We start from the raw sequence: 23,790 nt of genomic DNA, 5'->3' as shown, positions 1-23,790 counted from the left end.
CCGATCGGTAGAAGAAAAACGCGCGATATGCGTGTGTTGTCTACCGATCGTCCTCGGGCGGGTACTCGTCGGGGTCGTCGGACCCGACGTCGGTCGCCTGTTCGACGACGTCCGCGTCGTTGGCTTCCAGAGCGATGACCGGCCCCTCGGACTCGGCGGGAGCCTCGTCGTCGACGGGATCCGCCGGCATCGTCTGCTCGACGACGTCGGCGTCGTCCGCTTCCCCTCCGCTCCACGCTTGGGCGTCTGCCATGGCGACTCCTTCCGGTAGCTGGGCGCTCGGCACGGGCGTGCCTGGGCTCGATCTTCCGGTGGTGCGCTTCCGATCATCCTGACGTACCCCGCGAGCGTCAACATCCTCAGACCGGCAGTCGGAGGAGATCGCCGGAGACGATGCCGCGGGCGGTGCGGGCGGCGACCACGGCCCAGGCGGCCACCAGTACAGCAAAGCCGGTCACCGCCGCGACCTCGAAGACCGGCCGGCCCAGGGTGAGCGCCAACGCGGAGGAGCCGGTCACGTAGGTACCGACCGGGAACGTGAACGACCACCAGGTCATCGCGAACGGCATCCCGGCCCGCGCGGTGCGGAGGGTGAGCAGTGCGGCGACACCGATCCAGGCCGTGGCGATCACCCACACGACCAGCCCATAGGCGATTGCGAACTCGTGGATGGCACCCGCGACCGGTGCGGGCACCACGTGGAGTGCCGCATGGGCGAGCATGCACATCGCCGTGACCGACTGCCCGAGTGGGCCGAGCACGATCCACCAGGTCGGCACCATGTTCGTGGCACCGTGATCGCCCGTCCGGAAGCGCCGGACGAGAGCGACCAGGATGGGCGTCGCGGCGACCACCGCCAGACCGAACATCGCGCACCCGACCCCGAGAACCAGGTCCCGCGCCCACCCGGCACCGAGTTGCCCCGACAGGATCGCCGCGGCCGACGCCGACACCATCGGCGGCACTACCGGCATCAACCAGCCGCCGAACGCATCCTCGACGCGAGCGCGCCCGACGATCAGGTGCCGGTACGGGATGACCAGCGCGGTGACCACGCCGCCGAGTGTGCCGACGATCCAGCACACGACGTCGACGCCGAGGGCAACGTCTCGGCCGACGAGCCCGCCGCCGACCAGGAGAGTGCTGGTCCCCACGGTCATGATCGCCATCGGCACCGCACCGTAGAAGTGCGCGACGACGCGATGACCGTGGTGGCTGCGAGCGACGGCGGGGTCCGCCACCCAGTGGCCGATCGTGGTGACGGCCACGGCCACGAACACGAGGCAGGCCAGCAACCAGAACCCGACGGCTACGACGCTCAGGCCGGCCGGCTGCCAGGGCAGGCCGTGCGCGGCGATCGCGATGATCCCCGTGCCCATCACCGCCGCGAACCAGTTCGGCGGAAAGTAGGTGACACGGACGCGCACTCCGGGCCCGGTCCCGGGCAGGGAACCGGTCCGGGACGGGGTCGGGCGAACGGTCATCGTGGTCATGTCCACCACGATCGCGTGGATGCCGCGCCCCCGGTAGAGCCCGAATCGTTGGCAGGTCACAAACTGCGCTTGTAGCCGGGGTACCAACGCTGGTTGTACCCTCGGGCGATGGTCCTCAGTCCGCGGATGCCCGACCTCGCATCGTTGGAAACCCTGCAGTCGGTCGTCAGCACGGGCAGTCTCAATGCTGCGGCCGCCGAACTCGGTGTCACCCAGCAGGCGGTGTCGGCGCGTATCCGCGCGATGGAGACGCAGCTCGGCGTCGGACTGCTGACGCGAACGCCGCGCGGATCGGTACCGACCCAGTCCGGCCGGCTCGTCGCCGAGTGGGCCGACCGATTACTTACGCTGGCAGGCGAATTCGACGCCGGACTCTCCGCCCTACGGCTGGAACGACGAGATCGGCTGCGGCTGGCCGCGAGCCTCACCGTCGCGGAGCATCTCCTCCCCCGCTGGCTCGTCTCCTTCGCGGCCCAGCACGACCCCGCGCCGAAGGTGTCGTTCACCGCCGCCAACTCCGACCACGTCTGCACGCTGGTGCGCGACGGCGAGGTCGAACTCGGGTTCGTCGAGGGGCCTCGGGTGGCACCCGGGCTCCGGAGCCGGACGATCGCGCGTGACGAGCTGGTCGTCGTCGTGCCACCCGATCATCCGTGGACGCGCAGCCGCCGTCGGATCGGGGCCGCCGACCTCGCCGGTACCGCACTCGTGACCCGCGAAGAGGGCTCGGGCACTCGCGAGTTCTTCGAACGCGCCCTGACCCGGGCGCTCGGACCGTCCCGCGAGGTCACCGCACCGGTGCTGGAACTGTCGACCACGGCATCGGTGCGCGCCGCGGTCATCGCGGGGGCCGGACCCGCGGTGCTCAGCAACCTGTCGGTCGCCGACGATCTCGACCGACGGCTGGTCCGCATCCCGATCGACGACCTCGACCTCGGACGTCAGTTGCGGGCGGTGTGGTCGTCCGGTCCCCAGCCCGGTGCCGGTGCAGCGCGGGACTTCCTGGCCCACATCGGCCGCTCCTGAGCTCTGCTCAGACGCCGGCGTTCGCGTCCTGCTTCTTCTTCAACTCCAGCGCGATGTCGATGAGCTGGTCCTCCTGGCCGCCGACCAGTTTGCGCGCGCCGGCCTCGAGCAGGATCTCGGCGGCCGAGACGCCGTAGCGCTCGGCGTGGCCCTCTGCGTGCTTGAGGAACGAGCTGTAACAACCGGCGTAACCCATCATCATCGCCGGGCGGTCCACCAGGCATTCCGACGGCATGGCCGGTCGGACGACGTCCTGTGCGACGTCGGCGATCTTCATGAAGTCGACCCCGGTGGTGATCCCGAGCTTGTCGCACACACCGACGAAGGCCTCGGTGGGCGTGTTGCCCGCGCCGGCGCCGAAGCGTCGGATGGAGCCGTCGATCTGCTGGGCGCCCGCACGGATGGCGTTGACCGAGTTGGCGATCGCGATGTCGAGGTTCTCGTGTCCGTGGAACCCGACCTGGGCGTCGTTGCCGAGTTCGGCGACGAGCGCCTCGACGCGGACGGTGACGTCCTCGAGGACGAGCGCACCCGCGGAGTCGACGACGTAGACGCACTGACATCCGGCGTCGGCCATGATGCGAGCCTGCTTGGCGATGACCTCCGGCGGCTGGCTGTGGCTCATCATCAGGAAGCCGACGGTTTCGAGTCCGAGATCCCGTGCGAGACCGAAGTGCTGGATGGAGACGTCGGCCTCGGTGCAGTGGGTGGCGATGCGGCAGATCTGGCCGCCGTTGTCCTGCGCGGCGCGGATGTCGTCCTTGGTGCCCAGACCCGGCAGCATGAGGAAGGCGATCTTGGCCCGCTTCGCGGTCTCGGCCGCAGCTTTGATCAGCTGCTGCTCAGGGGTTTTGGAGAACCCGTAGTTGAACGACGAGCCGCCGAGGCCGTCGCCGTGGGTCACCTCGATGACCGGCACACCGGCCTCGTCGAGGCCACCGACGATCGCGCGCACCTCCTCTTCGGTGAACTGGTGCCGCTTGTGATGGCTGCCGTCCCGCAGAGACGAATCGGTGATGCGGATGTCGAGGGTGTCGGAGTACTTGCGCGCGTTCGCCATCAGCTTCGGGTCGCGCGGGGTGGTGACCACGTTGGTGCTCATGCGGGGACTCCCAGCTTCTTCTTTGCGAGTTCTTCGCCGACCTTGGTCGCGGCGGCGGTCATGATGTCCAGGTTGCCGGCGTAGGGCGGCAGGAAGTCGCCCGCACCCTCGACCTCCACGAAGATCGACACCCGCGCATAGCCGCCGTTCAGGACGCTCGGCGGGTCGAACTGCGGGTCCTGCAGCAGACGGTAGCCCGGCACGTACTGCTGGATCTCCTTCTCTCGCCGGTGGATCGATTCCGCGATGGCGTCGGTGTCGGCGTCTTCGGGGATGGCGCAGAAGATGGTGTCGCGCATGATCATCGGCGGGTCCGCCGGGTTGAGGATGATGATCGCCTTACCGCGCTGCGCGCCACCGATCGACTCGACGCCGGCGGAGGTGGTGCGGGTGAACTCGTCGATGTTGGCGCGCGTGCCCGGACCGGCCGAGACCGAGGCGACCGACGCGACGATCTCCGCGTACGGGACCGGCACGACCGACGAGACCGCGTGCACCATCGGGATGGTCGCCTGCCCGCCGCAGGTGATCATGTTGGTGTTCGGGGCGTCGAGGTGTTCACGCAGGTTGGCGGGCGGGACCACGGCGGGCCCGACCGCCGCCGGGGTGAGGTCCACCGCGGTGATACCGGCGGCCTCGTACTTCGGGGCGTACTCACGGTGCACGTAGGCCGAGGTGGCCTCGAAGATGAGATCGGGCTTGTCCTGCGACCCGAGGAGTTCGTCCGCACCACCGCTCATCGTGATGAGTCCGCGGTCGGCGGCGCGCTTCATGCCCTCCGAGTCCGGGTCGATGCCGACCATCCATCGGGGTTCGATGACCTCCGAACGCTCCAGCTTGTACATCAGATCGGTGCCGATGTTGCCCGATCCGATGATCGCCGCGGTCAGTTTTGCCGCCACGTGGACCCTCCTCTTGCTAGTGAAGTCTGTTGCATGTCAGGTGAAGTCGTGTCAGGTGAAATCCAGGGTGACCGAACCGAGGCCGGCGAATTCGGCCACGAAGTGGTCACCCGAGGAGATGTCGATCGCCCGCGTCGCCGTGCCGGGCAGGATCACGTCCCCCTTGCGGAGACGGACCCCGAAGCTGTCGACCTTGCGTGCCAGCCACGACACCGCATTGAGCGGATGGCCCAGCACCGCAGACGAATTGCCCTTCGCCACGATCTCCCCGTTACGATGCAGGACCGCGTCGATGTCCCCGGTGTCGATCTCGCCGATCGGGACACGTTGCTGTCCGAGAATCCAGCCGCACGACGACGCGTTGTCGGCGATGGTGTCGCACAGCGTGATCTTCCAGTCCTTGATGCGGGAGTCGATGAGCTCGATCGAGGGCACCACCCATTCGACCGCGGCGATGACGTCTTCGTTGGTGCACCCCTCGCCGGGCAGGTCCTCGCCGAGGATGAAGCCGACCTCCACCTCGACCCGGGGGAAGCACAGCTTCTTCGCGTCGATGGGGGCCTCCTCGAAGTACTGCATCTCGTCGAGGAGGTGTCCGTAGTCGGGCTCGTCGACGCCCATCATCTTCTGCATCGCCTCGGAAGCGAGGCCGACCTTGTGCCCGGCGACCCTGGCCCCGGCCTCGAGTCGCTTGCGGATGTTGATCAGCTGGATCTCGTAGGCGTCGACCACGTCGAGGTCGGGATGGGTGTCCGTGGGCCGGTCGATCGCGGTGGCCGACGTCTCCGCTTTCCACAGCTCAGCCGCGATCTGCTCGCGAACAGCCTGGTCAACCGCCATCGTGCCCTCACCTTCCCAATGTGAACGTGTTCTAGTTTAGAACACGTTGCACCATCGTGTCTGCGGCCTTCCAGTAGGCGATCGGGTCACCGTCAGATACTCAGGTACGCAGTTCACCGCAGCGACTCCGGCAAGTCAATGATTTTGGATCGCTTTTTGTATCCAATCGGCTACGCTGCCCTTCATGACGTCCGACACAGCCCTTAACGCGCAGCCTTCCGACGACGACGCACCCTCGATCCTCACGTCGTTCACCGACGGCGTCGCCCGGCTGACCCTGAACAACCCGCGCCGCAAGAACGCCATCACCCTCGACATGGCCGCGGCGATCGAGCAGTTCTGCGACCAGGTCGCCGCCGATGAGACCATCGGCGCGGTGGTCGTCGACGCCGCCGGCTCCTACTTCTGCAGCGGCGCCGACACCCGCATCCTCGCATCCGCATCGGCCGATCCCGCATCGCCGAAGTCGGTCGTGCAGTTGTCCGCGGTGTACAAGGCCTTTGTGCGTGTGGGGTCGCTGCCCGTACCCACCGTCGGCGTGGTGGTCGGCGGTGCGGTGGGCGCCGGCCTCAACCTGGCGCTGGCCGTCGACCTGCTCGTCGCCACCCCGGATGCCGTCCTCGACAGCGGTTTCCTCGCTCGCGGTATCCACCCGGGAGGCGGACACATCACACTGCTGAACCGGGCGGTGGGACGGGCAAACACCATCGCCCTGGCGGCGTGCGGTCAGTCACTCACCGGCGAGGAGGCCGTCGCACAGGGTCTGGCGTACGCGGCCGCCCCGATCGAGGACATCCCGGCGATCGTGGACGGTCTCACCGCACCCGCCGCGCGCGATCCCGAGCTGACCCGCCGCGTGATGTCCAGCGTCCGACTCGAACTCGGCCCGCCCGCGGTCACCTGGGACTCGGCGATCGAGATCGAGCGCGGCACCCAGATGTGGTCGATGGCCCGCAAGGGACAGAACTGGTCGTCCCGCGGGCCCGGCCGGTCATGACGGCACTGCACGACCCCCGCGGCTCGTCGACGGGCGTCGACGACGCCGCCCTGGTGGAATTGCGCACCGAGGTCCGCGAGTTCCTGCGCGACGAGATCGACCGCGGCGCATTCGCTCCCGACGTGGACAGCTGGATGACCGGCTTCGACCCGGCATTCAGTCGACGACTGGGTGAGCGGGGCTGGCTCGGTATGACCACGCCGACCGAGTACGGCGGCCGAGGACGCACTCCCGTCGAGCGATTCGTCATCACCGAGGAACTCCTCGCCCACGGCGCGCCGGTGGCCGCCCACTGGATCGCCGACCGGCAGATGGCGCCGGGCATCCTCGCGAACGGCACCGAAGAGCAGAAGCGCCGCTACCTTCCCGGGATCGCCTCGGGCTCGATCTATTTCGCGATCGGGATGTCCGAGCCGGATGCCGGTTCGGATCTCGCGAGCGTCCGCACCCGGGCACGAGACACCGGCGACACCTGGACCATCACCGGCACCAAGGTCTGGACCACCGGCGCCCACGTCTCCCACGCGATGGTTCTGCTCGCACGCACCGACGGCACCCCGGAAGATCGTCAACAGGGTCTGTCGCAGATCCTCGTCGACCTGTCCCATCCGGATATCGAGGTACGTCCGCTGCGGAGCATCGACGGCCAGGCCCACTTCAACGAAGTGGTCTTCCACGATGCCGTCGTGGACAAGTCGGCACTCCTCGGCCGACGCGGCAACGGGTGGCAACAGGTGATGAGCGAGTTGGCCTTCGAGCGGTCCGGTCCCGAGCGCTACCTCAGCACACTGCCACTGTTGCGGGCGTGGACTGATCATCTCCGCGAGACCGGGGCCACCGCCGAACAGCGCCGAACTCTCGGCACGCTCACCGCACAAGCCTGGGCGCTACGACGGATGTCCCTGCAGGTCGCTGCCGAGTTGTCGGCCGGCGGCAAGCCGGATGTGCTGGCCGCCATGGTCAAAGACCTCGGTTCGATCTTCGAGGGCGACCTCGTCGACGCGGTACGCGCGGCGTCGGGCATCGTCGCACGACGGAGCGGAGGCACCTCGCTGGAGCGTCTCCTCGGCCAAAGCGTGTTGCACACACCGGCTTTCACCCTACGGGGCGGAACCAACGAGATCCTCCGCGGCATCGTGGCGCGGGGAATGGGGATTCGATGAGCGAACTGGCCGCTGAACTGGTCGCGGCGACGACCTCGATACTGGACCGCATTCCGGTCGGCACCGAGACGCCGCCGACCGGCGTCGACACGGAACTGTGGACAGTCCTGGCGGACTCGGGTTTCGCGAGTCTCGATGTGCCCGACGCCGCCGGTGGAGAGGACGCCGATCTCGACGATGCACTCGCCGTGATGTCGACCGTGACCGCGGCCGGGGCGGTCACGCCGTTCGTCGAACATGCGCTCCTGGCCGCATGGCTCGCCGGCACGGTCGGACGGTCACTCGAGGGGACCACCGCGACAATCGCGGTCGCCGACGACGTCGAAACACGCATCGAGCGAGGTGTCGAGGGCGAGGAGCGATTGATTCTCAGCGGGGTCGCACGCGACGTCGTCCACGCCGCCTCCGCCGACTCCGTGGTCGTACTCGTACCCACCTCCGACGTTCCGCTCGTGGCGATCGTCGACCTGAGCGGCGCCGGAGTCCACGTCGAGGACGGCACGGACCTCCTGGGAGTGTCGCTCGGCGACCTCCGATTCGACGAGGCGGCGACCGTGTTCCACGCCGACTCACCGGTCGATGCCGCCGAGGTCCGTCAACGGGGCGCACTCGCGTACTCCGCAGCCCTGGCGGCGGCAGCAGGGGCGGTCCACGACCTGTCCGTGCGGTACGCCTCGGAACGCATCCAGTTCGGCCGGCCCCTCGTCAAGTTCCAGGCCATCCAGCAACGCCTCGCGGTGATGGCGGCCCGGACCACCATGATGGAGACCGCGGCACGGGTGGCCGCCGATGCGACATCGCACGATCCGGCCGGTGCCCGGGCCGCGGTGGCCGCGGCGAAGGTGGTGACGTCCGGATACGCCGACGAGGTGGCCGCGGCGGGACACCAGATCCACGGTGCCATCGGTTTCACCTCGGAGCACCGCCTCGGCCGGTCGACGACGGCGCTGTGGGCATGGCGCGACCGGCACGGGACCGAAGCCGAATGGGCCGATGTCCTGGCCGGACGGATACTCGACGACGGTGGCGATCCATGGGAGGTCATCACCGGGACCGAAGCGCCGCAGGCCGGGGAGACATCGCCGGAGAGTTCGCCGCGGAGCGTCCGATGAGTGCGGCGGATCTGGTGGGTGACCAGCTCCGTGACGAGGACGAGCGGGTGGAGCCACGAGCAGCATGGCGCGCCGCCGACGCGGCCGCCGACCACGGAATCCTCAGCGGCCTGCGGGTTCTCGACCTGAGTCGGGTCCTGGCCGGTCCCTACACAGCCCAGATCCTCGCCGACCACGGCGCCGAGGTGATCAAGGTCGAAGCGCCCGCGGGCGACGAGACCCGAGGCTGGGGACCACCGTTCGAGGACGAGGGCGCCACGAGCGCCTACTACCAGAGCCTCAACCACAGCAAGGAGAACATCTGCCTCGACCTTCGCACCGACGCCGGACGGGAGGTCCTCGGCGACCTCCTGGCAGGTGCTGACATCGTGATCGAGAACTTCAAGGCCGGCACGATGGCGCGGTGGGGTTTCGACTACGACACCGTTCTCGCCGACCGACATCCGCGGATGGTGTACTGCCGCATCACGGGTTTCGGCGTCGACGGTCCGATGGGCGGACTACCCGGATACGACGCGGTTCTCCAGTCGTTCGGCGGTCTGATGAGCGTGAACGGTTACCCCGACGGCGCGCCGCTGCGCGTGGGTATCCCCATCGTGGACATCGTCGCCGCCAACATGGCGGTGAGCGGCATACTCCTGGCGCTGTACGAGCGAGACCGGAGCGGTCGCGGGCAGCTGGTGGACATGACGCTGCTCGATTCGGTGATCTCCCTGTTGCATCCGCATGCCGCGAACTGGGTCTCCGGAGGTGCGATACCGCAGCGGACCGGCGATTTCCACCCGACCGTGGTGCCCTATCAGGTCTTCTCCGCTCGAGACGGTGACTTCTTCGTCAGTGCGGCCAACGACCGTCAATTCCGTTCGCTCGTCGGGGTCCTCGGGGTGCCCGAGCTCGCCGACGACCCGAGATTCGTGCACAACGGCGAGCGGTCGCGCCATCGAGTCGAACTGGCCGCCGTCCTGGGCGCGCGGATCGCGCAGTGGGACCGGGACGATCTCGCGGAACGGCTCGAGCGGGCGGGCGTCCCGGCGAGCCCGGTCAACGATGTCGCGGAGGCACTCACCTCGCCGCAAGTCCGCCATCGCGGCCTGTTCCTGGACACCGACGAGTATCGCGGTGTCGGCGTGCCGATCTCGTTGAGCAGGTCGGCTCACCGTTCTCCCCGTCCAGCGGTACGTCGGGGCGCGCACACCGAGGAAGTCCTCGCCGCGCTGGGTTACGGCCCGCGCCGGTTGGCCGAGCTCCGATCGTCCGGCGTGTTCGGCGACGGGTGAGGGGAGACATCATGGGACGCACGACGACCGCGTCATCCGGGCCGGCACCGTCACGATCGGTTACACGTGTCATCGCCGAGATCGAGCGGATGATCGCGACCGGAGAGCTGCTGCCGGGACAGCCGATCCGACAGGAGTGGATGGCCGAACGCCTGGGTGTGAGCCGGCTGCCGATCCGCGAAGCCCTGCGCGAACTGACTGCTCAGGGACTTGTGGGGCACCAGCACAATGCCGGATACACCGTCGTCCGGTTGGATCAGGGCGAGTTCGACCAGATCTATCTGATGCGTTCGGCATTGGAGCGCGAGGTCCTCACCCGGCTCCCCCGGTTCGACGCCGCTGCGCTCGACGAGGTACGCGCCATCGCGGTGCGGATCACCGAGGCCGCAGACCACGGCGACATCGTCTCGATGCGTACCGAGAACCAGAGCTTTCATTTCGCGATGTTCGAGCGTTCGGGGCTTCACCTGGTGGTCGCCGAACTGCGTCGCCTCTGGAAGCTCGCCATGCCCTATCATGCGGCGTATCTGTACGATCCGGCCGGACGGCAGCGCGTGTGCGGAGAACACGACGCGATGATCGACGCCCTGGCCGAGGGTGACAACACCCGCCTCGTCGAGCTGATGGACGAACACCGGCGCGGCGGCGAGGCCAACACGGGGATGATCCTGGGTGGAGGTCGGCCGTGACGTCATCATGGGATCCCGATCTGGCGGTCATCGTCGAACGGATGGCCGCCGCGGGTGCGAGGCCTGTTCGCGAGCAGGGTGTCGCCGGCATCCGGAAGAGTCTGGAATCGATCGTCCGCCCGCCCGGCCCGGACATGTCCTCGGTCACCGACGCCGTGGCCGACGACCTCGGTACCCCGGTCCCGGTGCGGATCTATCGTCCGCACACCGCACCGGATACCGGTGCGGCAGCGCTGGTCTGGTATCACGGCGGCGGGATGATCATGGGGTCGCTGAACTCCTTCGACCGCCTCGCCCGCGACCTGGCGGAGGCCACCGGCGCCGTCATCGTCAACGTGGACTACCGGCTCGCACCCGAACACACCTATCCCGCAGGCAACGACGACGCGTACACGGCGCTCGCGTGGACCCACCGGGTCGCAACCGACCTCGGCATCGACCCGGCGAAGATCGGTGTCGGCGGCGACAGCGCGGGAGGCGGGCTCGCCGCCGCGACCGCGTTGCGCAGCCGAGATGAGCGGGGCCCGGCCATTGCACAACAGGTCCTGTTCTACCCCGGCGTGGAACGACGCCGTGACCGGGCATCGATGCGCGAGTTCGGTGACAGCCCGTTCCTCACCGCCGAGGACATCGACTGGATGAAGAATCTCTACCTCGGCAGCGACGCTTCACTCGACGACGAATACGGGACACCTGCGCTCGCCGCCGACCTGTCCGGTCTCCCGTCCACGATCATCGCGGTCGGACACGGTGATCCGCTCCGCGATGGCATCGAAGAGTTCGGGGATCGTCTCCGAGAGGCCGGTGTGACCACCGCCCAGTTGCGCTATCCCGGTGTGGGACACGGGTTCGCGATGCAGGCCCCGTCGGTGGCGCGGGGTCGTGCGGCGCTCGCCGAAGTCGGGGCCCTGGTCGCCGCACGTTTCGCGCACCCGGTGCGGGACTGACCCCTCCGATCAGGTGCGTGCGGACGCCAAGAGCATCTTGATCGGGACGCTCTCGTCCGCGAACACTTCCGGGGGTGGACGATGGCCGCGGTTCAGTGCGGTACGCAACGTCATGAAATCGGCCGGTGAGTTGAGGCATTCCGCGGCGGCCAGTCGACCGTCGGAGAAGTACAACGACACCTGACGGTCAGGCCGCTTCGGATCGGTACGGTGCACGACTTCGCTGTGCCCGCCGGACAATCCGACGATCTGGAGCTTCTGCGCCCCCTGGTCGGACCAGAACCACGGGGCCGGTCGAACGGGTGGTTCGGTTCCGAGGAGGACTGCCGCCGCGGCGGTGGCCTGTTCGGTGGCATTGTCCACGGACTCGAGCCGATAGCGCCGCCCGCTCGCGGAAACGTGGACCGTGCAGTCCCCGATCGCGAGTGTCCATCCGTCGGAGGCCAGACAGTTGTCGTCGACGACTATTCCACCGTCGCACTCCAGTCCGAGCATCTCACCGAGCTCGGTCCGTGGCTCGGCACCGATCCCGACAATCACCGTCGCCGCGGGGACGACGCCACCGTCGTCGAGGCGAACGCCGCGGATGAAGTCCCGCCCGATGCCGTTGTCGCCGTCGTTGTCCATGCCGCCGTGGACGATCTCGACGGGTCGCCGGCCCAACAAGACGGATGTCCCCATCGATTCGTGCGCACGGAGAAGCGCTGACGCCGTGTGCTTCCCGACCGCTCGGGCCAGGAGACGGTCGGCCGTCTCGACGACCGTCACGTCGGTACCCGCGGCACGGAGACCGGCGGCGACCTCCAACCCGATGAAACCGCCGCCTATCACCACGGCCGGACCGGCCGTGGCCCGATCTCGAAGCAGATCGGCATCGTCGAGGTCGCGGAGGACGAGAACGTCGGGATGGTCCGCGCCCGGCAGCGTGAGGCGCCGCGCGCGGGCGCCCGTGGCGAGGACCAGTCGCTCGAACTGCTCACTCCGGCTGCTGTTCTCGTCCGACAGATCCACCATCACACCGTCACCGGTACGGCGCACCCCGGTGACGTGGGTTCCCCGATGCAGATCGATGCACTGATCGTCGAAGTACGACTCCGCACGAAGCGCCAGGGTCGCTGAGTCGACCGCTCCGTTGAGCAGTCCCTTCGAGAGCGGCGGCCGATGGTAGGGCACGTGTGGCTCGTCGGTGAACAATGCGATCCGGCCGGCAAAGCCGTTCGTGCGCAGCCGGTCTGCGAGATGTACTGCGGCATGCGAGGCTCCGACGACCGCGACGCTGTGTGGCGTCACCTCAGACCTGTTCGTCGGGGATGGTGACGTGGAGGTCGGTGTCGGCCAGGGTGAGCTGGCACGACAGGCGCGAGGTGTCCTCGCGGTCCGACGACGTGCAGTCGAGCATGTCGTCCTCGTCCTCGCTGATCTCGGGGAACAGCTGGGCTTCTTCGGGATCCAGGTAGACGTGGCACGTCGCGCACGACAGCGTGCCGCCGCACTGGCCGACGATCCCGCTGACCCCGTTCTTCACCGCGGTCGCCATCACCGAGTCTCCCGCCGTACCGTCGATCACCTTCACCGCCCCGTCGGGTTGTGTGTAGAACACCTTGGGCATGCGGACCTCCTACCAGCTGACCGGGAGGTCGACGATCGGCTGGGTCAGGTTGTCGTTGTTCATGAGCGGGTCGCCGGCGAGCTCCAGGTCGGGAAGTCGACGGAACAGCTCGGCGATGGCGACCTGCATCTCCATCCGGGCCAGCGGAGCGCCCAGGCAGTGGTGCATGCCGTAACTCAGTGTCAGGTGAGGGTTGGACTGCCGCCGGATGTCGAAGGTGTCGACATGTTCGATCGCCGACCCGTCGTGATTGGCCGACGCCGGGTCGCCCATGATCGCCTCACCCTTGCGGACGAGCTGGCCGTCGAGCTCGACGTCCTCGGTGGCCACGAAGGGCACCAGTCCGCTGGGCCCGCCGACTTTGCCGTTGAGTTCGAAACGCCCGTGCCGCAGGATCTCCTCCACCGCAGTGGGTGTCACCCCGTCGATGTCTTCGAGCAGCACCCGAAGCTGGTCGGTGTTGTGTAGAAGCGACAGGACCCCGGCACAGATGAAGTTCGCCGTGTTGTCGAAGCCGCCGATGATGAGAACCAGCGCGACGGAGAGGATCTCACCATCGGTGAGGGTGTCGTCCTTGTCCTGCGCGTTGGTGAGGTCGCTGAGCAGATCCTCGCGCGGATTCTTCCGGCGCTCCTCGATGAGCGCGAGCATGTACATGACCAGTTCGGTCATGTTGGCGGTGGCTTCCTCCTCGGGCATGTTCGCGACCGCGAGCGTCGCCGAGCTCCACTTCTGGAACTTAGGGCGGTCCTCCGGCGGGACGCCGATGAGGTTGGCCAGCATCTGGATCGGCAATGCCACCGCGTAGTCGTCGACCAGGTTGGTCGGCGCGCCCTTGGCGAGCATGTCGTCGATCAGCTTGTTGGCGAACTCGACCGCCGAGTCGCGCATCGCCTTGACACGTTTCGGCGAGATCGATTTCTGCACGAGTTTGCGCAGCTTAATGTGCTGCGGCGGGTCCTCGAATTGCAGTGTGGTCTTGAGGAAGTCGGGGAACTCCACGAAGTAGGGCACCACACGCTCACCGGTACGGAAGGGCTCGCGGACGAATCGCGGGTCGCCGAGCATCTCTCGTGCCACGGCGTTGCGATGGATGATCCAGGCCTCGCCGCCGTAGGGCATCGTGATCTTGGTCATCGGCCGGTCTTCGGCGATCGCCTGGTAGCGCAGGGCCGCCTCGGACGGGGACACCGGCGAGAACGGGTACACCGTGTAGGCCTCGTCCAGTTCGGCTGTGTCGGAGGTGGTTTCGGTACTCATGTCAGGACTCCAGGGCTGTGGGGACGTTCGGTGGCGGGTCAGACCGGCATCTGCGCCGGAGCCACGACCTGCGGGATCGCCTCCGGCGTGATCGACATGATCTGGTCCCACTGCTCGGCCACGGTCTCGACGGTGAGAGCCGGGTCGTGGATGCCGGTGGTGTTGACCAGCGCGAGCCGATTGACGATCCCGCCCGCGACGTTGAACACCTCGCCGGTGACCTCGCAGGACGGATGGACGAGAAACGCCGCGACAGGCGCGACGTGCTCCGGCCGGAGCTGAGTCCGCATGTACTCCATGATCTCCGGCGACAACGTGTCGGCGGCCGCTTCGGCCATGCGGGTACCCGCACCCGGTGCGATGGCGTTGACCTTCACGCCCGCCTCGAGGCCCTCGAGCGCGAGATTACGGGTCAGGCCGAACAGCGCGCCCTTCGAGCCGCCGTAGTGGGCCATCCCGGGGTTGCCGAGCATCGCCTGCGAGATCGTGTTGACCACGCGGGGTGCCGGCGACTCGAGCAGATGGGGCCACGCGGCACGGAGAAGGCGCATCGGACCCAGGAAGTGGACGTCGAGGTGTCGCTGGTACTCGGCGTCGGGCACCTCTCGGAAGGGCGCTGCCCGCACGATGCCCGCGTTGTTGATGACCGCGTCGATCCGACCGAAGTTCGAGATCGCGGCGTCGACAAGAGCCAGCGCGCCCTCGTCGGTGGTGATGTCGGAGGCGACCGCGACCGCCTTGCCGCCGGCGGAGGTGATCTCCGCGGCGACGTCGGCAGCCGGATCGCCCGACTCGACGCCGGAGCCGTCGGTGGTCGAGCCCAGGTCGCCGACCACGACCGATGCGCCGCGCGAAGCCAGGAGAAGGGCGTGTGCGCGGCCGATACCGCGGCCCGCGCCGGTCACGATCACGACGCGATCGGTGAAGTCGAGTGGTGCTGTCATGGTGTCGTCCTCGAATCGGTTCGAAACAGATGGGTGGTCGGGGCTCAGGGGCGCGTCTGGCCGCCGTGGTGCTTGACGTCGGCGACCCAGATCCCGCCGAGTGCTTCGCGCGCGGACTTCTCGAAGTCGAAGACCTCGTAACCGACCGTCATGTAGAGAGTGCTGCGATCGGGTCCGCCGAGCAGGCAGGCCGATGCGATGCCGCCTTCGAGCGGCATCGGCACCGCGTCCGTCAAGCCCTCTTCGGTGAACCTGGCCACGTATCCGCCACCGGGCATTGCCGCCCAGACCCCGCCCTCCTCGTCCAGGCCGATGCCGTCCGGCATGAACGGACAGGTGGCGAAATCTTGCGCGTTGGAGAGTGTTCCGTCGGCGGCACGGTCGATCACGGTGATCTTCTGCGCCATCACCTCGGCGACGAAGAGCTTCGAGCCGTCCGAACTGATCCCGATGCCGTTGCCGCAGTTCAGCTCCGGTATGCCGGCCGGGACGTGTGCAGTACCGTCGGGCTCCACGATGATCAGCGCCGAGGTGATCGGGGTCTCGCCGTGGAAGATGTCGAAGCCGAGCTGGGTGATGTAGGCACGACCATCGGCGTCGACGACCATGTCGTTGACGGCCTTGATCGCGAACTCGCCGACATCGGCGTAGACGGTGAGATCGTCGATCCCGTTGCCGCCGTGGACGAGAACCTTCTGCTCGTGCATCGAGTTGACGATCAGCCGACCGTCGGGCAGCCAACCGAACCCGCCGAGGGTGATGGGGGCATCGGTGTCCGCGGCGCGTCCGTTTGCGTCGACGACCACGGTCGCATTGCCGTCGGCGTCCAGGGTCTTGAGCGTCCCGGTGTACATGTCCGAGAACCACAGTGCTCCGTCGTGCCAGCGCGGACATTCCGGCCAGGAGAACCCGGACGCGATCTTGCGGGCCTCGAATGTGGGTGCGTCCGCGGCGGCTACGGCCGCTGCGACGGTGTCGACAGGAGTGGTCATCGGTGAACCTTCCGAAGCGTGAGAGGCTGAGTTGTGTTGTGCGACAACGGGGAAGACGGCCCAGAATGGTCGTGAGCTGGATCACAGGGCCGCGTACAGAGGTACGTTAAGTGCTCGGCGGCCGAGTGGTCGGGACCTTCCCATTCAGTGGACCCCCACCTGAACGGTCAGCCGGGGACGGTCTCCGGGTACACCGCGGCAAACCACGCCCGCTGCTCCGCGTCGAAGGTTCCCAGCTCCATCGCACGACGCCCCCACGCCTTGATGAGGTCGAGGAAGGTCGTCACGTCGTAGACGTCCCGCTGCTGGGAGAACTTCCCGTCACCGGCGTAGTCGAGGACGCTGATGTGCGGCGCCGCGAATCGGCTCCCGTCACCGGGATCGCTCATCACGTTGTCGAGGCGGGCGACGATGGTCCCGTTGGTCTCGTCGATGACATGCCAGTGCTCGGGAAAGCTCTCGGTGTGCGAGCCCGGGAACTGCGCCAGGCTGGGTTCGGCCCACGCCCAGATCCCTTCCTTGCCCTTCAGCTCACCCGCCATCTGCTCGTGATAGACGACGTCATCGGTGAACAGGTCGAGAAAGTCCCGCCAGCTCCCCTCCCCCGACCCGGCGCGGTTGATGGTGATGAACCACCGCTGGTATGCCTCTTCGAGTTCCTGCCTGGACCATGTGTTGTGTGCCATGCCGGCACGCTAGGCCCGGCCGCCGCGGTAGGAATGGGACCGCTTCCGCTCAGCGGGAGGTCGGAGCGATCCCGGGCCACCCTGAGCGCGACGCTACTCCCATCCAGCGGAAAGCCGGTCGTCATGACCGTGCAGGTCAGCGCCTCGTCCTGACGGTTTCGCGGGAATGAGGCGACTGACCCTGGCGGCACGTTTCTGTAACGTGTTCTAATTCAGGTAGAACACGTTACAGCTGCGCGCACGAAGGGGACCCCATGGCCGGCTCGTCCGATCAACCACAGACCAGCACCGAACCCGAGACCTATGACGTCATCGTCGTCGGCGCCGGTGGTGCCGGTCTGGCCGCCGCGATCACCGCGGCCCGCAAGGGCCTCAAGACCGTCCTGATCGAGAAGTCGCCCTACTGGGGAGGTTCGACCTCCCGGTCCGGCGGCGGCGTGTGGATCCCCAACAACTCGGTGCTGAAGCGCGACGGCGTCAGCGATACGCCGGAGAAGGCCCGCGAGTACGTGCACGCGATCATCGGCGAGCACGCCCCGGCCGACCGCATCGACGCCTACATCGATCGCGGACCCGAGGCCCTCGACTTCCTGCTGGAGCACGCACCCCTCGACCTCGAGTGGGTGAAGAACTACTCGGACTACTACCCCGAGGCGCCGGGCGGTCGTCTCGGCGGCCGGTCGATCGAGCCGCGGCCGTTCGACGCGCGCCGCCTCGGGGACGACCTCAAGACGCTGCACCCGCAGTACACCAAGGCCCCGCTCAACATGGTCGTGCTGCAGTCCGACTACCGCTGGCTCAACACCGGTCTCCGCCACTGGCGTGGGCCGCTGCGCATGGCGAAGGTCGGCAGCCGGTTCTTCTGGGCCCGCAGCCGCGGCAAGAAGCTGATCGCGATGGGCGCGGCACTGGCCGCCGAGCTGCTCATCGGCGTGCGCGAGGCCGGGGTCCCGGTCCGCCTCAACACCGGCCTCGTCGACCTCATCACCGCCGACGACCGGGTCGTCGGCGTGATCGCGGAGTCCGAGGGCAAGCAGTTCGAGATCCACGCGCGCCAGGGCGTGATCCTCGCCTGCGGCGGCTTCGAGCACAACGAGGAGATGCGCAAGAAGTACCAGCGCGAACCGATCGGTTCCGACTGGACCACCGGTGCACCCAGCAACACCGGCGACGGCATCAACGCCGGGCTCAAGATCGGCGCCGCGGTCTCCCTCATGGACGACGCCTGGTGGGGTCCGACGATCCCGCTGCCGCGCGGACCGTGGTTCGCGCTGTCCGAGCGGTCGGTCCCCGGCACCTTCATCGTGAACTTGCGCGGCAAGCGCTACATGAACGAGTCACTCCCGTATGTCGAAGCGGTGCACCAGATGTACGGCGGCGAGTTCGGTCACGGCGAGGGTCCGGGCGAGAACGTGCCGTCGTGGCTGATCTTCGATCAGCGCTGCCGTAACCGCTACCTCTTCGCCGGAATCAATGCGCGACAGCCGCTCCCGAAGAAGTGGTATGAGTCGGGCGTGGTCGTGAAGGCGGACAGCATCTCTGCACTCGCGGAGAAGATCGGCGTTCCCGCCGAGTCGCTCGTCGCCACCACCGAGCGATTCAACGGCTTCGCCCGCGCCGGCGTCGACGAGGATTTCGGCCGTGGCGCAAGCGGTTACGACCACTACTACGGTGACATCACCAACAAGCCCAACCCGAGCCTCGGCGAGGTCAGCAAGGGCCCGTTCTACGCGGTCAAGATGGTCCCCGGCGACCTCGGCACCAAGGGCGGCATCAACGCCGACGCCGCGGGTCGCGCGCTTCGCGCCGACGGATCGGTCATCGAGGGCCTGTACGCCGCGGGCAACACCAGTGCACCGGTGATGGGCCACACCTACGCCGGTCCCGGCGCCACCATCGGCCCGGCGATCGTCTTCGGCTACCTCGCTGCCGCCGACATCGCCGCCAAGGCGTCGGCCACCACCCCGACGTCCCAGACAGGAGCCTGAACCATGCCGATCGATCCCACCGTCGCCGTCGGAGCGGAACTGCCCGAGGTCTCGTTCGAGTGGTCGGCATCGGATGTCGCGCTCTATCACCTCGCGGTGGGTGCCGCGGCCGACCCGATGGACACCGAGTCGCTGAGCTACGTTCATGATTCGGCGCCCAAGGTCCTGCCGACCTTCGCGACCGTCGCCGCGGGTTTCCACACCACCGAGCCGCCGAAGGTCTCCTTCCCCGGCGTCGACATCGACCTCGCCAAGGTCGTTCACGGAAGCCAGAAGATCACCGCTCATCGTCCGCTGCCGGCGGCCGGCAAGGCGACCACCCGGACCCGCATCGCCGAGGTCCAGGACAAGGGATCGGCCGCCGTCATCGTCCAGGAGTCGGTGACCACCGACGACGCCGGTCAGACGCTGTGGACCGCACGGTCGTCGATCTTCGCCAAGGGCGAGGGCGGCTTCGGCGGTGAGCGCGGCACGTCGGAGAAGGTCGAGTACCCCGACCGCGAACCCGATCACCGGCTCCGCATCCCGACGCTGCCCAACCAGGCGCTGCTCTACCGGCTGTGCGGCGACCGCAACCCGCTGCACTCCGATCCCGACTTCGCCTCGCGCGCAGGCTTTCCGCGCCCGATTCTGCACGGGCTGTGCACCTACGGCACGGTCGCTCGCGCCATCACCGACGAACTGCTCGACGGCGACGTCGCCGCCGTCGCGGAGTTCTCGGCATCTTTCGCCGGCGTGGTCTTCCCCGGCGAGACCCTCGAGGTCGCGGTCTGGGACGACGGCGCCCGTTTCCTGGCCACCGCGAGTGTCATCGAACGGGAGGGCGCGAAGGCCCTCGCCAATGTGGTGTGCGCGCGTAACTGAGTCGCCGGCCCGTCAGCGGCGGCCAGTACGCTCTACACGCGGACCGGGAACGACCGGTCCGCGTGAACCACGTCGCATATCCACGAGGAGACCGCATGAGCGATTCGCTGACGCCCCTACTTGCCGACAACCGCAGCGCACTGGTGACCGACCTGGTCGGTGTCATCGATGCCGAGGTGGCCGACCAGTCGGGTCTGAGCGGCGCCGCTGTGAAGACCGCCTACTCGGCGGTCCAGAAGGTGAAGCCCGGCGTGGTGCGCAGCGCCACGGATCAGCTGGCGGAGGACTTCCTGACGGCCCTCGCGCCGTTGTGGGATTCGAAGCCTGCGGGTGTCGCCTTCGGCGATCACCTCTCGGCCAACGGCGACGCCGCTGCCGAGGCCCTGCTGGCGGTCACCGACGCACAGGCCGATTCGGCCAAGCCCGGATTGGCGAAGGCCTACAACTCGCTGCGCGGGAAGGCCAAGAACCATGTGGTCGCGGCACTGCCGCGACTCGGCACTGCCATCGAGAAGCACGCCGGGTAGTCACCCGGTCACGCGTCGTCGGCGGTCACACCGCCGACGACGCGATGACCACGAGGGTCACGATGACGCCGATGAGCGCCGCGAGCATCGACAGCACCCGCCAGATGTGGAGGCGTGCAGGCGAGACGTCGCTACTGTTCGGAGAAGCGATCGGGGCCGCGCCGGTACTGGGACCTGCAGTGGCGGACGCGACGGGGTTTGACGCGATGTGGGGTGAGGCCATGACCTTTCACCACTTTCGATTGTCCGGGGCCAACTTCGACCGTTACGGCCTCTGGTACTGCAGTGATAAATGTGTCACAAGTTACCCACGTTGCGGTGGTAGCCCCCACGCGTGTCGCGATAACGAAACCGCAACGCGACGGACGGCAACCCTGCGATCCTACGAGTCACACACCGAAATCGGGGACGGAAGATGAAAGTGCCGAACGGATTCCGGATGGATGCGCGCTCCGCGTGGCTCGTCCTCGTCGCCTGCCTGTCGGTGAGCATGGTCGTCGCCGCCATGGCGGCGCTCAACACAGCTCTGCCGGACATCGCCGTCGACACCGGCGCCGACGCCGGTCAGATGACATGGATCGTCGACGGTTACACCCTGGCCCTCGCCGCGCTGCTGTTGCCCGCCGGTGCAATCGGTGACCGCTTCGGACGACGCGAGATCCTCATCATCGGTCTGGTGCTGTTCAGCATTGCGTCACTGGCCGCGATCTGGGTCGACGGCCCGGAGCAGCTGATCATCACACGCTGCCTCGCCGGCGCCGCCGCCGCGCTCATCATGCCGACGACGTTGTCGCTCATCACCTCCGGGATGCCCGACGACCAGCGGGCGGTCGGGATCAGCATCTGGTCGGCCATCGCCGGAGGCGGTGCGATCGCCGGTTTCCTCGTCACCGGCCTCCTGCTCGAGTTCTTCTCCTGGCATTCGATCTTCATCACCTTCGCCGCGTCGTCGGCCGTGTCGGCGCTGCTCTGCTTCACCATCGGGACGTCGAAGGACACCGACCCGGGCCGCTTCGACATCCCGGGCACGCTGTGCTCGGTGCTGGCGATCGCGGGTGTGGTCTTCGGGCTCCTGGAGGCGCCGCACCGCGGGTGGGACGATCTGCTCGTCCTGGGCTGTCTGATCGGCGGCATCCTGCTCGCCGTGTTGTTCGTGGTCGTCGAACTGCGTTCGGCCTCACCGCTCTTCGACGTACGACTGCTCCGCAACCGGGCGTTCGGATCGGGTTCGCTGTCGGTGGCGGTGCAGTTCCTCGCCTCGTTCGGCATGTTCTACCTCGTCCTGCAGCTGTTGCAGCTGGTCTTCGGCTACTCGCCACTGCAGTCCGCCGTCGCGCTGATGCCGTTCGTCGCCGGCGTGGGCGTCTTCTCGCTGCTGTCGAATTGGCTCGCGGTGCGGTTGGATTCACTCAAATTCGTGATCGCCGGCGGTGCGCTGCTGTCGGGGATCGGCCTGACACTGCTGGGCCTGATCCGGGTGGACGACTACTGGACCCTGGCCTGGATTCTGGCGGTCATCGCCATCGGCATCGGCCTCGCCTCCGCCCCGGCCACCACCGCGATCATGTCCAACACCCCGCTCGACAACCAGGGCGTCGGTTCGGCGATCAACGACACCGCCCGCGAGATCGGGGCGGCCATCGGCATCGCGATCGCCGGCTCCATGGTGGCCGCCGGCTACAAGGCACGGATCGGAGAGACCGCAGACCTCGCCAGGGAGCAGCTCACCGCGGCCGGACAACAGCAGATGGCCGCGGGTGACCCGACCGGCGGTCAGGCCACCATCGCCCAGGCCGAACAGGCCGGCACGCTCATCGAGCGGTCCCTCGCCGAGGCGAGGGTCGTGGTCGACAATCTGTCCGCGCAGTCCGGCGAGCTCGCCGACAAGATCGCCCAGGGCAGCCAGGCCGCCTTCGACGTGCCGTTCGAGCAGGCGTCGCTGATCCTGGGCGGCATCATGCTCGCCAGCACCGTCGTCTTGTTGTGGATCACTCCCCGCCGCGTCGTCGAAGGTCCGGTCATCACGAGCCGAACCGGTGACTTCGAGGCCGATCCCGACCTCGACGACACCTACGCGCACGACTGACGCGTAACCTGTCTGCGGTGCTCACCGTGGACAGCATCGCCGGCTGCATCGTCAGCATCGCCGGCCTCGTCGTGGTGATCATCGCAACCCTTGCCGCGCAGCGTGTTCCGGTGGTCGTGGTGGCAGCACCGGTGGCCGGACTGCCCATCGCGTTCGGTCTGACGGACCTCGAGGCCGCGGCCGACGAGGTCATGACCATGGCCCCGACCATCGGCTTCCTCGCCGCGCTGCTGGTGGTCGCGGACGTGTGCGCCCGCGAAGGCGTCTTCACCTGGGTCGGGACAGTGCTCGCCGGTTGGAGCCGGTCCTCGCCGCATCGCCTGCTGCGTATCGTGTTCGTCGCTGCTGCGGTGACCACGGCCATCCTGAGCCTCGACACGACGATCGTGCTGCTGACTCCGGTCGCCGTCGCCACCGCGCGGCACATCGGCGCGCGCGTGACCCCGATCGCCTTCTCCAGCGCCCATCTGGCGAACACCGCGTCGACGCTGCTGCCGGTCTCCAACCTCACCAACCTGCTGGCGTTCTCGGCCACCGGCTTCGGCTTCCTCGGTTTCACCGGCGTGATGCTGGCGCCGTGGATCGCGGCGATCCTCGTCGAATACCTGATCTTCCGGTGGTACTTCGCCGGCGAGTTGCGCAGTCCCACACCCGAAGCAGCTGACCGTGAACCTCAACCGCACGCTCGGCGCCCGACCCTGCTGCTGGTCGGGCTGGCGTTGCTGCTGGTGGCCTTCGTGATCGCCGAACCGTTGGGCGTGCCGCTCGCCGCGGTCGCCGGGATGGGCGCCGTGGGATTCACCATGCCGGAGCTACTCCGCTCTCCGATCGCCACCCTGCGCTCCACGATCACCGCGCTGAACCTGCCGTTCCTGGCCTTCGTCGCCACGCTCGGCGTCGTCATCCTGCCGGTGCGCGACGGCCCCTTCGGCGACTGGATCGGCGGGCTCATCCCGTCGTCGTCGACGCTGCTGGGCATCCTGGCGGTCGCCGTGCTCGCCGCGGTTCTGGCGAACCTCGTCAACAACCTCCCGGCGACGCTTCTACTGATCCCGCTGGTGGCCCACGACCCGGGACTGGTCATGGCGATGCTGCTCGGCGTCAACATCGGCCCCAACCTGGCCTACTTCGGGTCGCTGGCCAACCTGCTGTGGCGGGAGATCATGCACCGCGATGTCGCAGCGCCGACCTCACGCGAGTACCTGCGGCTCGGCGCGCTCACCGTCCCCGCGACGCTCGGCGTCGCCGCGCTCGCGCTGTGGGCGAGCCTGCAGCTCACCTGAGCG

Annotated in this window: 24 protein-coding genes; 12 read left to right on the top strand and 12 right to left on the bottom strand. The window is 67.9% G+C overall.

The genetic code is table 11. From position 1 onward, the window contains the following. Positions 1 to 40 precede the first annotated feature (40 nt). On the bottom strand, positions 41 to 253 hold the full coding sequence (locus tag PWF70_RS03965) for an Rv3202a family protein (RefSeq protein WP_035751864.1): 213 nt from the start codon (positions 251 to 253) through the stop codon (positions 41 to 43). 106 nt (positions 254 to 359) lie between these two features. Beyond that, a complete protein-coding gene (locus PWF70_RS03960; RefSeq protein ID WP_006358441.1) occupies positions 360 to 1,553 on the bottom strand; it encodes a TDT family transporter in 1,194 nt (397 codons plus the stop codon). Between the two features lie 48 nt (positions 1,554 to 1,601). Between PWF70_RS03960 and PWF70_RS03955 the strand changes: the two genes are divergently transcribed. Continuing rightward, positions 1,602 to 2,519 carry a LysR family transcriptional regulator gene (locus PWF70_RS03955; protein WP_081724793.1) on the top strand — a complete coding sequence of 306 codons (918 nt, stop codon included), beginning with the start codon at positions 1,602 to 1,604 and terminating at the stop codon, positions 2,517 to 2,519. 7 nt (positions 2,520 to 2,526) lie between these two features. Here the strand turns inward: PWF70_RS03955 and dmpG are convergent, their stop codons facing one another. The 3 genes from dmpG to PWF70_RS03940 are packed head-to-tail and all read right to left on the bottom strand — an operon-like array spanning position 2,527 to position 5,363. Further along, complete coding sequence (gene dmpG, locus PWF70_RS03950; protein WP_035751867.1) at positions 2,527 to 3,621, bottom strand: 4-hydroxy-2-oxovalerate aldolase; 1,095 nt, start codon at positions 3,619 to 3,621, stop codon at positions 2,527 to 2,529. Next, positions 3,618 to 4,523, bottom strand: a complete 906-nt coding sequence (locus PWF70_RS03945) for an acetaldehyde dehydrogenase (acetylating) (RefSeq protein ID WP_006358438.1) — start codon at positions 4,521 to 4,523, stop codon at positions 3,618 to 3,620. The genes dmpG and PWF70_RS03945 overlap by 4 nt, the downstream gene beginning before the upstream one ends. Before the next feature lie 51 nt (positions 4,524 to 4,574). After that, on the bottom strand, positions 4,575 to 5,363 hold the full coding sequence (locus tag PWF70_RS03940) for a 2-keto-4-pentenoate hydratase (protein ID WP_279939169.1): 789 nt from the start codon (positions 5,361 to 5,363) through the stop codon (positions 4,575 to 4,577). 184 nt (positions 5,364 to 5,547) lie between these two features. Between PWF70_RS03940 and PWF70_RS03935 the strand changes: the two genes are divergently transcribed. Genes PWF70_RS03935 through PWF70_RS03910 form a run of 6 tightly spaced genes read left to right on the top strand, consistent with a single transcriptional unit; the run spans position 5,548 to position 11,548 of the window. Continuing rightward, the gene (locus tag PWF70_RS03935) at positions 5,548 to 6,360 is read left to right on the top strand and encodes an enoyl-CoA hydratase-related protein (protein WP_035751874.1); all 813 of its coding nucleotides are present in this window, start codon (positions 5,548 to 5,550) and stop codon (positions 6,358 to 6,360) included. Further along, entirely contained in the window at positions 6,357 to 7,523 is a 1,167-nt protein-coding gene (locus tag PWF70_RS03930; RefSeq protein WP_035751877.1) for an acyl-CoA dehydrogenase family protein, read from the top strand. The genes PWF70_RS03935 and PWF70_RS03930 overlap by 4 nt, the downstream gene beginning before the upstream one ends. Continuing rightward, on the top strand, positions 7,520 to 8,635 hold the full coding sequence (locus PWF70_RS03925) for an acyl-CoA dehydrogenase family protein (protein ID WP_035751880.1): 1,116 nt from the start codon (positions 7,520 to 7,522) through the stop codon (positions 8,633 to 8,635). The genes PWF70_RS03930 and PWF70_RS03925 overlap by 4 nt, the downstream gene beginning before the upstream one ends. Beyond that, complete coding sequence (locus tag PWF70_RS03920) at positions 8,632 to 9,912, top strand: CaiB/BaiF CoA transferase family protein (RefSeq protein WP_035752089.1); 1,281 nt, start codon at positions 8,632 to 8,634, stop codon at positions 9,910 to 9,912. Before PWF70_RS03925 ends, PWF70_RS03920 begins: the two co-directional genes overlap by 4 nt. A gap of 11 nt (positions 9,913 to 9,923) precedes the next feature. Continuing rightward, positions 9,924 to 10,601, top strand: a complete 678-nt coding sequence (locus tag PWF70_RS03915) for a GntR family transcriptional regulator (protein ID WP_035751883.1) — start codon at positions 9,924 to 9,926, stop codon at positions 10,599 to 10,601. Next, positions 10,598 to 11,548: an alpha/beta hydrolase gene (locus tag PWF70_RS03910; RefSeq protein WP_035751887.1), complete on the top strand. Its 951-nt coding sequence runs from the start codon at positions 10,598 to 10,600 to the stop codon at positions 11,546 to 11,548. Before PWF70_RS03915 ends, PWF70_RS03910 begins: the two co-directional genes overlap by 4 nt. Before the next feature lie 9 nt (positions 11,549 to 11,557). Here the strand turns inward: PWF70_RS03910 and PWF70_RS03905 are convergent, their stop codons facing one another. The 6 genes from PWF70_RS03905 to PWF70_RS03880 all read right to left on the bottom strand — a co-directional run bounded on the left by PWF70_RS03905 (position 11,558) and on the right by PWF70_RS03880 (position 17,039). Beyond that, entirely contained in the window at positions 11,558 to 12,838 is a 1,281-nt protein-coding gene (locus tag PWF70_RS03905; RefSeq protein ID WP_035751889.1) for an NAD(P)/FAD-dependent oxidoreductase, read from the bottom strand. Between the two features lies 1 nt (position 12,839). Beyond that, positions 12,840 to 13,157, bottom strand: coding sequence for a 2Fe-2S iron-sulfur cluster-binding protein (locus PWF70_RS03900; RefSeq protein ID WP_035751892.1), 318 nt, complete (start codon positions 13,155 to 13,157; stop codon positions 12,840 to 12,842). A 9-nt stretch (positions 13,158 to 13,166) separates the two neighbouring features. After that, on the bottom strand, positions 13,167 to 14,417 hold the full coding sequence (locus PWF70_RS03895; RefSeq protein WP_035751895.1) for a cytochrome P450: 1,251 nt from the start codon (positions 14,415 to 14,417) through the stop codon (positions 13,167 to 13,169). Positions 14,418 to 14,455: 38 nt separating this feature from the next. Next, a complete protein-coding gene (locus PWF70_RS03890) occupies positions 14,456 to 15,361 on the bottom strand; it encodes an SDR family NAD(P)-dependent oxidoreductase (RefSeq protein ID WP_035751898.1) in 906 nt (301 codons plus the stop codon). A gap of 44 nt (positions 15,362 to 15,405) precedes the next feature. Then, the gene (locus tag PWF70_RS03885) at positions 15,406 to 16,353 is read right to left on the bottom strand and encodes an SMP-30/gluconolactonase/LRE family protein (RefSeq protein WP_035751900.1); all 948 of its coding nucleotides are present in this window, start codon (positions 16,351 to 16,353) and stop codon (positions 15,406 to 15,408) included. 167 nt (positions 16,354 to 16,520) lie between these two features. Continuing rightward, complete coding sequence (locus tag PWF70_RS03880) at positions 16,521 to 17,039, bottom strand: nuclear transport factor 2 family protein (protein WP_035751902.1); 519 nt, start codon at positions 17,037 to 17,039, stop codon at positions 16,521 to 16,523. 254 nt (positions 17,040 to 17,293) lie between these two features. On the opposite strand from PWF70_RS03880, the gene kstD reads away from it, so the two are divergent. The 3 genes from kstD to PWF70_RS03865 all read left to right on the top strand — a co-directional run bounded on the left by kstD (position 17,294) and on the right by PWF70_RS03865 (position 20,418). Continuing rightward, on the top strand, positions 17,294 to 19,027 hold the full coding sequence (kstD, locus tag PWF70_RS03875) for a 3-oxosteroid 1-dehydrogenase (RefSeq protein WP_035751903.1): 1,734 nt from the start codon (positions 17,294 to 17,296) through the stop codon (positions 19,025 to 19,027). Between the two features lie 3 nt (positions 19,028 to 19,030). Then, the gene (gene chsH3 / locus PWF70_RS03870) at positions 19,031 to 19,891 is read left to right on the top strand and encodes an enoyl-CoA hydratase ChsH3 (protein ID WP_042376215.1); all 861 of its coding nucleotides are present in this window, start codon (positions 19,031 to 19,033) and stop codon (positions 19,889 to 19,891) included. 95 nt (positions 19,892 to 19,986) lie between these two features. Further along, on the top strand, positions 19,987 to 20,418 hold the full coding sequence (locus PWF70_RS03865; protein WP_035751907.1) for a DUF6918 family protein: 432 nt from the start codon (positions 19,987 to 19,989) through the stop codon (positions 20,416 to 20,418). 25 nt (positions 20,419 to 20,443) lie between these two features. On the opposite strand, the gene PWF70_RS03860 is transcribed toward PWF70_RS03865, so the two are convergent. Further along, a complete protein-coding gene (locus PWF70_RS03860; RefSeq protein WP_035751909.1) occupies positions 20,444 to 20,641 on the bottom strand; it encodes a hypothetical protein in 198 nt (65 codons plus the stop codon). Between the two features lie 192 nt (positions 20,642 to 20,833). Here PWF70_RS03860 and PWF70_RS03855 point away from each other — a divergent pair, with 192 nt between their 5' ends. Together PWF70_RS03855 and PWF70_RS03850 are read left to right on the top strand one after the other, a co-directional pair. Further along, entirely contained in the window at positions 20,834 to 22,504 is a 1,671-nt protein-coding gene (locus PWF70_RS03855) for an MFS transporter (RefSeq protein ID WP_042376217.1), read from the top strand. A 17-nt stretch (positions 22,505 to 22,521) separates the two neighbouring features. Further along, a complete protein-coding gene (locus PWF70_RS03850) occupies positions 22,522 to 23,787 on the top strand; it encodes an ArsB/NhaD family transporter (protein ID WP_006358428.1) in 1,266 nt (421 codons plus the stop codon). Positions 23,788 to 23,790: the final 3 nt, after the last annotated feature.

Origin of the sequence: Gordonia sp. Swx-4, assembly GCF_030316175.1 — a bacterium.
In the GTDB taxonomy this organism is placed as follows: Bacteria; Actinomycetota; Actinomycetes; order Mycobacteriales; family Mycobacteriaceae; genus Gordonia; species Gordonia alkanivorans.
Note: the sequence above shows the minus strand (reverse complement) of the source record. Positions and strands in the feature narration are given on the sequence as shown.

What these genes read in the sequence shown, in the direction of transcription:
- PWF70_RS03940 (WP_279939169.1), bottom strand. Translation starts at nt 5,363, where the DNA reads ATGGCGGTTGACCAGGCTGTTCGCGAGCAGATCGCGGCTGAGCTGTGG.
- PWF70_RS03860 (WP_035751909.1), bottom strand. Translation starts at nt 20,641, where the DNA reads ATGGCCTCACCCCACATCGCGTCAAACCCCGTCGCGTCCGCCACTGCA.
- PWF70_RS03930 (WP_035751877.1), top strand. Translation starts at nt 6,357, where the DNA reads ATGACGGCACTGCACGACCCCCGCGGCTCGTCGACGGGCGTCGACGAC.
- PWF70_RS03900 (WP_035751892.1), bottom strand. Translation starts at nt 13,157, where the DNA reads ATGCCCAAGGTGTTCTACACACAACCCGACGGGGCGGTGAAGGTGATC.
- PWF70_RS03855 (WP_042376217.1), top strand. Translation starts at nt 20,834, where the DNA reads ATGAAAGTGCCGAACGGATTCCGGATGGATGCGCGCTCCGCGTGGCTC.
- chsH3 (WP_042376215.1), top strand. Translation starts at nt 19,031, where the DNA reads ATGCCGATCGATCCCACCGTCGCCGTCGGAGCGGAACTGCCCGAGGTC.
- PWF70_RS03895 (WP_035751895.1), bottom strand. Translation starts at nt 14,417, where the DNA reads ATGAGTACCGAAACCACCTCCGACACAGCCGAACTGGACGAGGCCTAC.
- PWF70_RS03935 (WP_035751874.1), top strand. Translation starts at nt 5,548, where the DNA reads ATGACGTCCGACACAGCCCTTAACGCGCAGCCTTCCGACGACGACGCA.
- PWF70_RS03920 (WP_035752089.1), top strand. Translation starts at nt 8,632, where the DNA reads ATGAGTGCGGCGGATCTGGTGGGTGACCAGCTCCGTGACGAGGACGAG.
- PWF70_RS03925 (WP_035751880.1), top strand. Translation starts at nt 7,520, where the DNA reads ATGAGCGAACTGGCCGCTGAACTGGTCGCGGCGACGACCTCGATACTG.
- PWF70_RS03955 (WP_081724793.1), top strand. Translation starts at nt 1,602, where the DNA reads ATGGTCCTCAGTCCGCGGATGCCCGACCTCGCATCGTTGGAAACCCTG.
- PWF70_RS03915 (WP_035751883.1), top strand. Translation starts at nt 9,924, where the DNA reads ATGGGACGCACGACGACCGCGTCATCCGGGCCGGCACCGTCACGATCG.
- dmpG (WP_035751867.1), bottom strand. Translation starts at nt 3,621, where the DNA reads ATGAGCACCAACGTGGTCACCACCCCGCGCGACCCGAAGCTGATGGCG.
- PWF70_RS03865 (WP_035751907.1), top strand. Translation starts at nt 19,987, where the DNA reads ATGAGCGATTCGCTGACGCCCCTACTTGCCGACAACCGCAGCGCACTG.
- PWF70_RS03880 (WP_035751902.1), bottom strand. Translation starts at nt 17,039, where the DNA reads ATGGCACACAACACATGGTCCAGGCAGGAACTCGAAGAGGCATACCAG.
- PWF70_RS03965 (WP_035751864.1), bottom strand. Translation starts at nt 253, where the DNA reads ATGGCAGACGCCCAAGCGTGGAGCGGAGGGGAAGCGGACGACGCCGAC.
- PWF70_RS03885 (WP_035751900.1), bottom strand. Translation starts at nt 16,353, where the DNA reads ATGACCACTCCTGTCGACACCGTCGCAGCGGCCGTAGCCGCCGCGGAC.
- PWF70_RS03890 (WP_035751898.1), bottom strand. Translation starts at nt 15,361, where the DNA reads ATGACAGCACCACTCGACTTCACCGATCGCGTCGTGATCGTGACCGGC.
- kstD (WP_035751903.1), top strand. Translation starts at nt 17,294, where the DNA reads ATGGCCGGCTCGTCCGATCAACCACAGACCAGCACCGAACCCGAGACC.